This is a genomic window from Corynebacterium sp. HMSC034H07, from assembly GCF_001815175.1.
In the GTDB taxonomy this organism is placed as follows: Bacteria; Actinomycetota; Actinomycetes; order Mycobacteriales; family Mycobacteriaceae; genus Corynebacterium; species Corynebacterium hiratae.
Genome location: NZ_KV819512.1, coordinates 1 through 11,868, shown reverse-complemented (window position 1 = coordinate 11,868; position 11,868 = coordinate 1). Strand labels below are relative to the sequence as shown.

Below are 11,868 nucleotides of genomic sequence, written 5' to 3'. Positions count from 1 at the left end.
GGGTGTCCACTAAACGAGGGTAACCTCAGGTCTTTGACGGCGGGATCGGCCGAGCGCTCCTGGGGACCGTTCTTATTTTCGTGCCGGGTGCCTTGCTCACGCTCGCCGCTTTGCATCTGTGGACGCGCTGGAATCATCTTGGTTGGCTGCGCGGCGCGTTCACCGCCATCAATGCAGCCGTGGTCGGCCTGCTCATCGCGGCGCTGTGGGACCCCATTATCACCCACGGGGTTACGGGGTGGGCTTCGGTGCTTATCGCTGTCAGCGCAGGTGTAGCACTACTGTGCAAAGCCCCGCCGTGGACGGTCGCCGTGGGCGCCGCACTGGCGGGATTCGTGCTGCTTTAGAACAGGGACAAACGCGTCGAGTGGTAGACGCTGCCATAGGGCGCATCGAGACGCACCCAGCGCCCCTTGCCCGCCACGCGCAAGTGACGGGGGATCTTGAGTGATGCGGCAAACCCCGGAATGAGGCCGAGGCTGGTGCAGGCGAAGATCATCCGCATGGGAATCTCCACCTGTGCCTCCGAGTTCTCTACGGTGAGCACGGTCTGATTCAACAAGCTCTGTGGTGGGCCCATCGGTCCAGAGAACTGGCGGGCCAGCTGGCGGCCCTTATCGGCGAGCTCGCGAACGACGTCTACCGGCAAGGAATCGATTTCACGAAACCCCTGCGCCGGCGGTAACGCGCCTGGCCACGATGGATCGCGCGCAGGCCCCAGCGAAAGCTCCACACCGTCCTCCGCAAGGACAGGGTCGGGGGCGGTGTGGAGGGCGTCGGCAAGCGCTTGCGCGGACACCACTGCCCCGTCGCGGCCCACGGTGCCTCCGCACCGCCGTGCCACAACGACCTCGAAGGGCGTCGTGACAAAGACCTCGACCTGGTTGGCGTCATGCTGGCGCAGACGCACCGAGGCTGAGGCATCGAGCCCCGTCGCGCGGGCGAGGAGGGCACGCAGCCCTCCCCCACCGCTGCGCACTCGGAGAGTTTCACTCTCCATGATCGCGCTGCTCATCCAGCTCGACGACGGCGTGTTCCAGGATGATGTTGCGCTCCTCCTCAGTAACCTCGCGCGGCATCTGTGTACCCGGGTCGATGGCGACCTGCACGCAGTCGATGACACAGGCCACCTGGCCCTGGGCGTCCTTAATCTTTTGGCGGGTGGTGAAGGACGTGGTGCCAAGACGCACCACCGTGGTTTCCACCGTGACCGTGCCGTGCTGCCCATCCCACTTGATGGGGCGGACATAGTCCGCGTCGATATGGCGGACGAATGCCACCATGTTGACACCGCGGGCGTAGAAGTTGTGCATGGCAAAAGCCAAGCGCGCCTCCTGCGCCAGCTCGATGAAATTGGAGTTCATCATGTGGCCGTACATGTCGAAGTCCGACCAGCGCACACCTACGGTGAGCGCATGGACATTGTCCGTGGTCTTTTCCGACACAACCTTTTGAGCGGACATTCCAGGTTCCTTTCGGAGTTCTTCCTTTGGACGCTTGGGCTAGATGGCCCTAGCGGCTGAGTTTGCGGTGGGTAACGCGAGACGGGCGGGCAGCTTCCTCACCGAGGCGCTCAACCTTGTTCTTCTCGTAGTCACCGAAGTTGCCCTCGAACCAGAACCACTGACCTTCTGCCACGTTGCCCTCCCAGGCCAGGATGTGGGTACAGGTGCGATCGAGGAACCAGCGGTCGTGAGAAATAACCACGGCGCAGCCGGGGAACTTCTCCAGGGCGTTTTCCAGCGAGCCCAGGGTTTCCACGTCCAAGTCGTTGGTCGGCTCATCGAGGAGGATCAGGTTGCCGCCCTCTTTAAGGGTCAGGGCCAGGTTCAAGCGGTTGCGCTCACCGCCGGAGAGAACCTTGGAAGGCTTCTGCTGATCGGCACCCTTGAAACCGAAAGCGGAGAGGTAGGCGCGGGACGGCATTTCGTTCTGGCCGACGTGAATGTAATCCAGCCCGTCGGAGACTACCTCCCACACGGTGGCCTCGGGGTCGATGTTCTCGCGGCCCTGGTCAACATAGGACAGCTTGACGGTCTCGCCGACGTCCACGCTGCCGGAATCCGGCTGCTCCAGACCCACGATGGTCTTGAACAGCGTGGACTTACCCACACCGTTCGGGCCGATCACGCCGACAATGCCGTTGCGCGGCAGGGTGAAGGACAAGTCCTTGATGAGCACACGATCATCGAAGCCCTTGGTCAGGTTCTTGACCTCTACCACCTTGTTGCCCAGGCGCGGCGGGGTCGGAATCTGGATCTCCTCAAAGTCCAGCTTCTTGTACTTCTCGGCTTCCGCAGCCATCTCCTCGTAGCGCTGGAGACGGGCCTTGTTCTTGGCCTGGCGGGCCTTGGCACCGGAGCGAACCCATGCGAGCTCGTCCTTGAGGCGCTTCTGCAGCTTCTTGTCCTTGGCGCCGGCAATTTCCAGACGCTCAGCCTTCTTCTCCAGGTAGGTGGAGTAGTTGCCCTCGTAGGGGTAGAGCTTGCCGCGGTCAACCTCACAGATCCAGCCCGCGACGTGGTCGAGGAAGTAACGGTCGTGGGTCACGGCCAGGACCGCACCCGGGTAAGACTCGAGGTGCTTCTCCAGCCACTGGACAGACTCGGCGTCCAGGTGGTTCGTGGGCTCGTCGAGCAGCAGCAGGTCGGGCTCACTCAGCAGCAGCTTGGCCAGTGCGACGCGGCGGCGCTCACCACCGGAGAGGTTGGTTACCGGGGCATCGGACGGCGGGCAGCGCAGTGCTTCCATAGCCTGCTCGATCTTGGAATCGACCTCCCAGGCATCGGCAGCGTCGAGCTCCTCCTGCAGCTTGCCCATTTCCTCCATGAGCTCGTCGGAGTAATTGGTAGCCATCTCCTCCGCGATCTCCTCGAAGCGCTGCTTCTTCTGGAAGATTTCACCGAGGCCTTCTTCGACGTTTTCGCGGACCGTCTTCTCCTCATTGAGCGGCGGCTCCTGGAGGAGGATGCCGACCGTCTTGCCCGGATCCAGGAAAGCCTCACCGTTGGAAGGCTGATCAAGGCCGGCCATGATCTTCAGGATCGAGGACTTACCTGCACCGTTGGGGCCCACGACGCCAATCTTGGCGCCCGGGTAGAAAGCCATGGTGACGTTATCCAAAATAACCTTGTCACCGATGGCCTTACGCACGTTTTTCATCGTGTAGATGAATTCGCCCATGTTTCACCCTTTGCTTCTGTCAGGATTGGTAAATAACAGTACAAAGACTACATCACATGGGCGGCGGTGGTCCTCTGTCCTTAGACCATCGCGTCCTCAGGTTCCGGTTCGACGTGTGACTCGGCCGCAGACTGCGCTTGCTGACGGTCCGCCGCGGTGTCCTGCGGAGTATCTCCCGATTGCAGGGCAGCTGGCATTGCTTCATTCTCCGTGGCACTGGGTGGCGCCGTGTAATCTACGTCCGGCACCGGCGGATTCTCCCCCAGCCAGAGAGCTTCACTGCCCTCCTCGCCGTAGGAGGTACCAATTTTGGTGGAGGTAATGCAGAAGCGGTTGAGGTCGAGCCCCACGTGGGCAATCTTGATATAGGTCCTAGAACGCGTCGCTCCGCGCTGATCCTCCCACCGGTCCGTGACGATGGATCCCATAACAAAGACCGGCATGCCCTTAAACAGGGACTTCTTGACGTTGATGGCGCACTGGCCCCACACCTCGCCGTCGATATAGTTGAGGTCCAGCTCTCGCCACACCGTCTTGCCTTCTTCATCCTTTTCCGGAACGCTGCGGGAGGAGGCAAAGCGCAGGCGGGCTTTGTACATGGTGTCGCTAATCTTGGTCAGGTGCGGGTCGTGGGTCAAACGCCCAGTAAGTGAGATTGGGTATTGAGACATTGCGTGATTCCTTTGCCATGTGTGGTTGGTGATCTTCTTGAGTGTGAGGAAGCAATACGCCTCCCTTACCACGCATCATCGCCACTGATCACCGCACCCGCAATGGCGTCACCGCGAACCTGTGGATAACTTGTTGAGAGAATCAACAAAATATCCATTCACACAGTTCAAAGACCCTTTTCCATCACCCTGGACGCGCCAGCTCTCTAGTGCTGGCGCCCCTAGTGCTGGCGGAAGCTGGAATCGTCGCCTTCGTTCATCTGCTTGAGCATGGCGTTGTAGCTTGCCAAGTCGGCATCACCGTCAACGTCCGCCTTGGCATCGTGGCGGCGAGCAGTGGCGCGATCCTCTCGCAGCCAATCCAGGAATAGTGAACCAAACACGATCACCAGCGGGAACTGGCCAAAGCCCCACGAAATACCGCCGCCGGTGCGCTGATCCGTGACAAAGTCCGGGTTCCACGGCAGGTTCAAGGATTCATAGAAATCCAAGCCCAGAATAACCTGCATCTGCATGAGGTAGACACCGGCGAACAGGTGCAGAGGCATCGACACAAACAGGATCAGTAGGCGAACGCCAGTGGGCGCGCGCCATGGCAACGGATCCGGGCCAATAACCTCCCAGTAGTAGATGTAGCCGGAAATCAGGAAGACCCAGTTCATGATGACGTGCCCGGCATGTTCCGAAATGGCAACCTCGTAGAAGCTCGGAAAGAGGTAGAGCACGTAGAGAATGGCCAGAAACTGCAGGACATTGACCGCCGGATGCGTCAGGACGCGCAGCGTGGTGGATTTGGTGAGGGCGACAGCGGCGTCGTGAAGCGTGGGCTTGCCCGGCTCACCCGGTTCAAACGCCTCCATAACCAAGGTCACTGGGGCACCCAACACGAGGCAGAGCGGAATCGCCATGGACAAAATCATGTGCACGAGCATGTGCATGGAGTACAGCGCCGGCATGTACAGGCCAATACCGTTGCTCATGATGATGGTCATGCCCAAGGAGCCCACCAGGAACCAGGCCGTACGCCCCGCCGACCACGTCAGCCCACGCCGCTTCAGACGCCAGAGCGCGTACAGGTAGAAGCCGGCTAGCACGAGTCCGAGCGAGCCAAACATGAGGTCGAAGCGGAACATGGTCCACACGTTGGTGGCTGTCGGGGCGTCGAAAAGCTCGTAGCCCACCAGAATCTGCATGGCGTTGAGATTCGGATCCCGCGGCGGCGGGGGCGGTGTACGGCCCATCGAGATGGCCACGCCGACTGTGGCCGCCATGATGAAGACCTCCACCACGGCCACCCGAATAAACAGGCGCGGGGCACTCTTCAGCTGCGGGATGGTGACTCGGCGATGCACAAAGCCTATGGCCGCGAGCACCACCGTGAGCACCGCTTTGCTCAACACCAGCAAGCCATAGCGAGTGGTGAATAAATCCCCTAACTCAACGCGGATGAGCGCGTTGACCACACCGGTCGCCGCCAGCCCCAAGATGGACAGCAGCGCAACCGTAGAATAACGGCGAACCGCCACGCCCATGTCCGGCCCTAGGCGGCGGCCATGCGCAATGAGGCCCATGAGCCCACCGACCCACAGCATGATGAAGAACAGGTGCAAGAGCAGTGAGTTCGTGCCGTAGTCATGGTCGCCGCCAGAGGCCGAGTGCCCCTCCATCCCGAGGGGCACGGTGAGCAACAGCGACAAGAAGAACGTACCGACCTGTCCCGCCCACGTGCGCGCAACAAACCCCGCCACGGCGACGATCGCTGCGATCCCCGCGGTGAGGAGCCAGACTTGCGACGCCGCAATCTGGCCCACCGCCATGCCCATCAGCTCCGGGTTAAGGACCTGCCGCAACGGGGTACCGGTGAGATCCGACATAACAAGGGGAACCTCGAGCAAGGACACCACCGCGGCCCCCACAGCGGCCCAGGCACCGGTCCGCGCAGCGATGTGCCCGTCGACGGTGAGACGCGCCTTGATCAAACGCTCGTTGTCCTTATCAGGCACGGCCGGGTAGATCAAGAACGCGCTGGACATGAATGAGCCGATGGACAGGGCCATCAGCATCCAGGCGACGGCACGGAAGAAGGGCAAACCAAAGGTCGTGACGCGCCCCGGGTCCGGGATACCGAGGGCAGCGAGCGAATCTGCAAGGAAGAACAGGGAAATGATCCCGCCCACGAGACCAGCGAAGACGACGAAAGAAAGATTCAACAAACGGGAGGGCCGCGCTCCCGACGCCGAGTGCGCCAGCCCCGGCGAGTACTGTGAGCTGGTGTTTTCCTTCTCAGTGTGCATGGTGGGCAGTCTACCGCCACACATGTTCTCTTACCTAAAAGGTAGACAACTCTCAGCTTTCGGGTAGTCTTCACTTATGGACTCACGCCAGCTTCATCACTTTCGAACCGTCGTGGACCACGGTTCGTTTACGCAGGCCGCGGAATCGCTGCAGCTCACGCAACCTTCCCTGAGCCTTACCGTGCGCAAACTCGAAAAAGATCTCAACGTGAAGCTGCTCTCCCGCGGGCGCGGCGGAGTCCAAACAACGGAGGCTGGGGATTACCTCTATGGTGTCGCGACCTCGATCGATTCCCTCCTCAACACCGCTGCCGTGCGCCTAGCCGAGATTGCGTCGGGCAGTGCCGGGTCAGTCACACTGTGCTCCGCGCCCGAGTTCAATTGGCTGTATATGCCGGCGGTTCTGCGCCGCATGCGGCAACGCGCGCCAGAGGTAAGTGTTTCCTTAAAGGACTTAGAACCTACCTCCACGCTCAAGCAGGTCCTGGATGGCTCCGTGGAGATCGGCATCATCCTCACCACCAACCCACAGCGGTTCCGCCAAGACTACGGCACACAGCTCACCATTGACTGCGCCGCCGAGATGGACCTGCGCGTCGCACTCCCCCAACGCCTGGCGGACCTACCCGACCCCGTCCAGCTCTCCGATCTTGCCGCCGAAACGTGGCTCCTGCCGCCGCGCTGTCCGGAGCTCAGCAGCCTGCCCGAAGTGTTGGACCAGGTATGGGCCGCGGCCCCGCTCAGCAAACCTATGGGTGTCCAGGAAATTTCCACGCTGCAAACAGGCTTGCCGCTCGTTGCCGGCGACTATGGCATCAGCCTCATGCCGCACACCGCGCAGGCCTTGGGCCAAAGCGGCGTTCATTTCCGCCGCGTTGCGGAAACGCTGCCTACTATGCAGGCGCTTCTCATCCACCGTACGGACCGTGCATTGAGCCCGGCAGCGCGCACGTTGGTCTCCACCCTCCTCAGCACCAGCACCGAATCAACGCCAGCAGTAGCCCGATAGTCTGACTTCGCTCTCCGGTGCGTTATGATGGCTCGGTACGCCTCCATAGCTCAGTGGATTAGAGCAGTGGGTTTCTACCCCATGTGTCGCGGGTTCGAATCCTGCTGGGGGCACGCAGTTCAGAGCCACTTTTTGAGATTTGCCATAACGTCAAAAAGTGGCCTTTAGGCACCTTTTGGGCACACTCCTATGGACATTACTCTCGCCACTTTTGACTACGCCCCGGAATCCGCGCTGCGCGGACTGCGTTTCAGTAACGCCTGGGTGCCGTCGCCAAGCTATGCGGAATCGCGCCGCGGGGTGCTCACAGGACAATACCCGCAGCGCGGCGCCACCACCCGCATCACGGAGATTTTCGCGGCCGCCGGCTTCGAAGTCCGAGAAGACGCCCTCCCCGCGTCCGCACCGGTCTTTCGCCTCCTCGAGCAGCCGCATCCCCAGCTGCTGGGTGACCTGGAGGGCGTCGTGGCGGTCTGTTCCCTACAGGGCGAGAAGTCCGCGATGTCCCTCCTATGGCCCGGCGTAGCGGAGTCTGGGGTCTGCGCAGAACTCGTCTCCCCTCTCGACCTAGCGCCCACGCTCGCGGCAATCGCGGGGCTGGATGTGCGCCCCAACGCCCCGCTGTCCTTCGACGGTCTCAATCTGGTTCCGGTGCTCCGCTACGGCGCCTCCGGGCACACAGCACTCTTCTTCGACAACGGCGTACGTATGCAGGACGCCGTGCTTGTCGACGCCTCCGCCACCCCGCCCAGCGCCTTGCCGCGTCTGCAGGAGGAGTGGGAAACGTGGAAGAGGTTTATGGCTTTCGGCCCGCTGCAGTAGCTACTCCACCGGGATAACAACCCAGAGGATGAGATAGAGCAGGATTCCTGAGAAGCCCAGCAGAATCGCAACAACGAAGAGAATGCGCACCAGGGTCGGATCGAGGTTGTAGGTCTGTGCGATGCCGCCGCAGACGCCGCCGAGCATCGTGTCAGTAGTGGAACGAGTTAAACGTTGGTTGGTCATGATGTCTCCTTTCGCTTTCTATTATCCAGAGTTGGGGCCGAGGAGACATCAGTGTTTACCCTGATTTAGACCCTGAGTGCTCTACGCTGGGTGGAGACTTCCCACCCCTGAGAGAAAGGACGCCGTTTCATGGCTCACTCCCCTGGGCTGCCCGCCCCTACCCGCTCCTCGTATGCACTGCTGACTGGTGCCAGCCAGGGCATTGGCGCTGCGATGGCCAAAGATCTGGCCGCTCGCGGCTACAACGTCATTCTCGTTGCTCGCCGTGAAGAGGTCCTCGAATCCATCGCTGCGGACCTACGCTCCCGTCACGAGGTTGATGCCATTGCGCTGGCTGCGGATCTCTCCGAGGCGGCGGACGTTGACCGCGTTATCGAGTTCATGGCGGGCAAGGAAATCTCCATCATCGTTAACTCGGCGGGCATCGCCAGCTTTGGCAAGTTCATGGATCAGGACTGGGATTATGAAACCCGGCAGTTCGATCTCAACGGCAAGGCCGTTCACCGTCTGACCCGTGCCGCGCTGGAGCAGATGCTGCCGCGGCGCAGCGGCGCTATTTGTAACGTGGGCTCGGCTGCGGGCAACGTCTCCATTCCGAACAACGCCACCTATGTTTTCACCAAGGCAGGTGTCAATGCCTTTACTGAGGCCCTGCACTATGAGCTCAAGGGCTCGGGCGTGACCTGCACCCTGCTGGCCCCTGGCCCGGTGCGCGATGCTGTTATTCCCGAGGAGGAGCAGTCCATCGTGGATAAGGTCGTCCCGGACTTCTTGTGGACCACCTACGAGTCCTGCTCCGAAGAAACCCTCGAGGCCATGGCCCGCAACCAGCGGCGCGTAGTCCCCGGCCCGCTCTCCAAGGTGATGAACGCGTTGGGCAAGATTGTGCCGACCCCGATTGTTGCGCCGATCATCGGCAGCTTCTATTCCAAGATGGCCTAAAACACGCCAAAGCCCGCGCTCCGTTTCAAGGAGCGCGGGCTTTGCTTTACTTACCTTGGAGCGGGGAGTCCTGCGCGATGGCCTTCTGCGCGGCCTCCTGGCGGGCGAGCTTGCGCTCTACCCAGAAATCGGCGTTCTGGATGCCCAGCGCCTCTGGGTCGAACTGCGGATCCTTGCCAGCAGCCTTCTGTGCGCTGTAGTCCTTGAGGCACTTGAGAGCCGGGACCTGTAGGAAGAGGATGGCAATGATGTTGAGCCAGGCCGTTGCGCCAACACCGATATCACCCAGCGCCCAGGCAGCGCCTGGAGTTGTCGTAGCACCGATAACCACGGACACCACGAGGAGAATGCGCAGGAGCCAAACCAGTGCGCGACGGGCGGTCTTGTTGCTAATCCACCGGTTGAAGTAGGTCAGGTTGACCTCTGCCATGTAGTAGTAGGCCAAGACGGTGGTGAAGGCAAAGAACGCGATGGCGATGGCAATGAAGCTCGGTCCGAAACCTGCCAACAGGGTGTCTAGGCCGTGCTGGACAAAGCCCGGACCCACCTCAACACCATCCGGGATAGAACCGGCATAACGCACGGGACCGTCCTCAGATTCGCCCTCGAAGACCTTGTACATGTCCGTGGAGATGATGATGAAGGCGGTTGCGGAGCATACGAAGAGGGTATCGATGTACACCGCGAAAGCCTGGACGAAACCCTGCTTCGCTGGGTGGGACACTTCCGCGGCCGCAGCAGACTGCGGACCGGTACCCTGGCCTGCCTCGTTAGAGTAGATGCCTCGCTTCACGCCCCACATGATGGCCGAACCCAACAGGCCAGAGAAGGCCTGCTCGGCGCCGAAAGCAGACTTAAAGATCATGCCGAAGACCTCAGGGATCTGGTTAAAGTTCATGATCAGAATGATGATGGCAAAGAGAATGTAGGCAGCCGCCATGAACGGAACCACGAGGGACGCGAAGTTAGCGATGCGCTTGACGCCACCGATAATGATGATGGCCAGAATTCCGCCCAGAACCAGCGCAGACCAACCAACTTCGATGCCCCACGCATTCTTCACGGCGGCGGCCACACCGTTAGCCTGAATTCCCGGCAGGAAGTAGCTGGTAGCCAGGATCATCGCAATGGCGAAGACGATGCCGTAGACCACCATGAACGGGCCAGCCTTGGTGTGCTTGTAGGCCTTCTCGATGTAGTAGGCCGGGCCGCCGCGGTACTCACCAGTGTCCTGGTCCTTCTCCTTGTAGACCTGCGCCAAGGTACATTCCACGAACGACGTTGCGGAACCCAGCAGCGCCACCGCCCACATCCAGAACACAGCGCCTGGGCCGCCGAACGCAATAGCCGTAGCAACGCCGGAGATGTTGCCCACGCCGACACGGCCGGCCAAGGAAATCATGAGCGACTGGAAGGACGAGACACCCGAATCGGAGCTCTCACCATCCTTCAGCTGCTTAATCATGTCCGGAATGCAGCGTACCTGCAGGAACTTGGTCGCCAAAGTGAAATAGATTCCCGCGCCGAGACACAGGAAGACCAGTGCTGGTGACCAGATTAGAGCATTGAGGGTATCGAGAAAGGTTGACATCGGTAGGTTACCGTCCTTCGCTATATGTGAGTGCCATCACGTTAAAGGCTGTCCTAATAATGTCCCATCGACTGAGGCTTTCGTGAGCGAAATCATAAAAAAGTTGAGAATGCCCCCTCTCGCAACCCGGGCAATCGCCACAAAACCCCAGTTCACATCGTTCAAGAAGCTTTTTACCGCCCGAGTCTTCGCTCTACCCCCACTTACCCCCACCCCAGCACCTACCGAACCGCTACCAAGGAGAAACTATGGTGGAACCCATGAGTGATATCCCCGCTAAGAATGACCGCCTTGTCTGGATCGATCTGGAAATGACCGGACTGGAACCACAGCGCCACGTCATCGTGGAAGTTGCCGCCGTGATAACCGACGCCGAGCTGAACATCCTTGACGAAGGCATCGACCTCGTCGTGCACGCCACGGAGGAGCAGCTCGCGGAGATGGACGACTTCGTCACCACAATGCACGCAAACTCCGGGCTGGACAAGGAAATTCGGGAATCCACGCTCACGATCGAAGAAGCAGAGGAAGCAGTACTGAAACTCGTCGAGAAGCACTGCGATCCGAACCACCCTGCACCCTTGGCGGGAAATTCCATCGCTACGGACCGCGCCTTCATCCGCGCCTACATGCCACGCCTGGATACCGCGCTGCACTACCGAATGATTGATGTTTCCACCATTAAAGAGCTCGCCCGCCGCTGGCACCCGCGGGCTTATTACAACCAGCCGGATAAGGGAATGGCGCACCGGGCACTGCAGGACATTATCGAGTCCATCCGCGAGCTCGATTTTTACCGCCGCAGCGTTTTCCGCACCGACGACGGCCCCTCCTCCACGGAAGCCGAGGAACTGAAGGCCGCTACAACCACCGATTACCAGGCGTTTTTGTAAAACCGACGACGTGGGTTAACCTGTATCTCGTTGCTTTCGGGCAACGATGGTGGCTGTAGTTCAGCTGGTAGAGCACCAGGTTGTGATCCTGGGTGTCGCGGGTTCGAGCCCCGTCAGCCACCCCGAACTAACCCCGCATTGTGCTTGAGCAGGATGCGGGGTTAACTTTTTGCGCTAATCCTCGGGCCCAGAGCCACTCCCTACGCCGCGCACGGCGGCCTGCACCGCGAAGCCCGCAACCAACCCTAACCGGCTTAAGGGACATTTCGTGTGGATT

The 11,868-nt window shown here is 60.6% G+C and carries 12 protein-coding genes and 2 tRNA genes; 7 read left to right on the top strand and 7 right to left on the bottom strand.

Features of this window, described 5'->3' with window-relative positions:
• Positions 1-44: 44 nt before the first annotated feature.
• Entirely contained in the window at positions 45-347 is a 303-nt protein-coding gene (locus HMPREF3009_RS03305; RefSeq protein ID WP_083306492.1) for a chromate transporter, read from the top strand.
• On the opposite strand, the gene HMPREF3009_RS03300 is transcribed toward HMPREF3009_RS03305, so the two are convergent.
• The 5 genes from HMPREF3009_RS03300 to HMPREF3009_RS03280 form a co-directional block, all read right to left on the bottom strand.
• The gene (locus HMPREF3009_RS03300) at positions 344-1,000 is read right to left on the bottom strand and encodes a DUF8185 domain-containing protein (RefSeq protein WP_070516050.1); all 657 of its coding nucleotides are present in this window, start codon (positions 998-1,000) and stop codon (positions 344-346) included. The genes HMPREF3009_RS03305 and HMPREF3009_RS03300 overlap by 4 nt on opposite strands.
• Positions 990-1,463, bottom strand: coding sequence for an acyl-CoA thioesterase (locus HMPREF3009_RS03295; protein WP_070516052.1), 474 nt, complete (start codon positions 1,461-1,463; stop codon positions 990-992). Before HMPREF3009_RS03295 ends, HMPREF3009_RS03300 begins: the two co-directional genes overlap by 11 nt.
• A gap of 49 nt (positions 1,464-1,512) precedes the next feature.
• A complete protein-coding gene (gene ettA, locus HMPREF3009_RS03290) occupies positions 1,513-3,183 on the bottom strand; it encodes an energy-dependent translational throttle protein EttA (RefSeq protein WP_070516054.1) in 1,671 nt (556 codons plus the stop codon).
• Positions 3,184-3,263: 80 nt separating this feature from the next.
• Positions 3,264-3,854 (bottom strand): single-stranded DNA-binding protein, encoded by a 591-nt coding sequence (locus HMPREF3009_RS03285; RefSeq protein WP_049155822.1) that lies wholly within the window; start codon positions 3,852-3,854, stop codon positions 3,264-3,266.
• Between the two features lie 221 nt (positions 3,855-4,075).
• The gene (locus HMPREF3009_RS03280) at positions 4,076-6,148 is read right to left on the bottom strand and encodes a bifunctional copper resistance protein CopD/cytochrome c oxidase assembly protein (protein ID WP_070680001.1); all 2,073 of its coding nucleotides are present in this window, start codon (positions 6,146-6,148) and stop codon (positions 4,076-4,078) included.
• 76 nt (positions 6,149-6,224) lie between these two features.
• On the opposite strand from HMPREF3009_RS03280, the gene HMPREF3009_RS03275 reads away from it, so the two are divergent.
• From HMPREF3009_RS03275 to HMPREF3009_RS03265, 3 genes are all read left to right on the top strand, one after another.
• Positions 6,225-7,157: a LysR family transcriptional regulator gene (locus tag HMPREF3009_RS03275; RefSeq protein WP_070679998.1), complete on the top strand. Its 933-nt coding sequence runs from the start codon at positions 6,225-6,227 to the stop codon at positions 7,155-7,157.
• Positions 7,158-7,196: 39 nt separating this feature from the next.
• A tRNA-Arg gene (locus HMPREF3009_RS03270) sits at positions 7,197-7,270 on the top strand.
• A gap of 76 nt (positions 7,271-7,346) precedes the next feature.
• Positions 7,347-7,979, top strand: a complete 633-nt coding sequence (locus tag HMPREF3009_RS03265; protein ID WP_070511953.1) for a hypothetical protein — start codon at positions 7,347-7,349, stop codon at positions 7,977-7,979.
• On the opposite strand, the gene HMPREF3009_RS03260 is transcribed toward HMPREF3009_RS03265, so the two are convergent.
• Complete coding sequence (locus HMPREF3009_RS03260; RefSeq protein ID WP_070679995.1) at positions 7,980-8,165, bottom strand: PspC domain-containing protein; 186 nt, start codon at positions 8,163-8,165, stop codon at positions 7,980-7,982.
• A 129-nt stretch (positions 8,166-8,294) separates the two neighbouring features.
• Between HMPREF3009_RS03260 and cmrA the strand changes: the two genes are divergently transcribed.
• On the top strand, positions 8,295-9,107 hold the full coding sequence (gene cmrA / locus HMPREF3009_RS03255) for a mycolate reductase (protein WP_049155810.1): 813 nt from the start codon (positions 8,295-8,297) through the stop codon (positions 9,105-9,107).
• Positions 9,108-9,153: 46 nt separating this feature from the next.
• Here cmrA and HMPREF3009_RS03250 read toward each other — a convergent pair whose 3' ends face one another.
• Positions 9,154-10,698: an alanine/glycine:cation symporter family protein gene (locus tag HMPREF3009_RS03250; RefSeq protein WP_070516066.1), complete on the bottom strand. Its 1,545-nt coding sequence runs from the start codon at positions 10,696-10,698 to the stop codon at positions 9,154-9,156.
• A gap of 260 nt (positions 10,699-10,958) precedes the next feature.
• Here HMPREF3009_RS03250 and orn point away from each other — a divergent pair, with 260 nt between their 5' ends.
• Together orn and HMPREF3009_RS03240 are read left to right on the top strand one after the other, a co-directional pair.
• Entirely contained in the window at positions 10,959-11,591 is a 633-nt protein-coding gene (gene orn, locus HMPREF3009_RS03245) for an oligoribonuclease (RefSeq protein ID WP_070516132.1), read from the top strand.
• Between the two features lie 49 nt (positions 11,592-11,640).
• Positions 11,641-11,713: transfer RNA gene (locus HMPREF3009_RS03240), tRNA-His, on the top strand.
• Positions 11,714-11,868 lie beyond the last annotated feature (155 nt).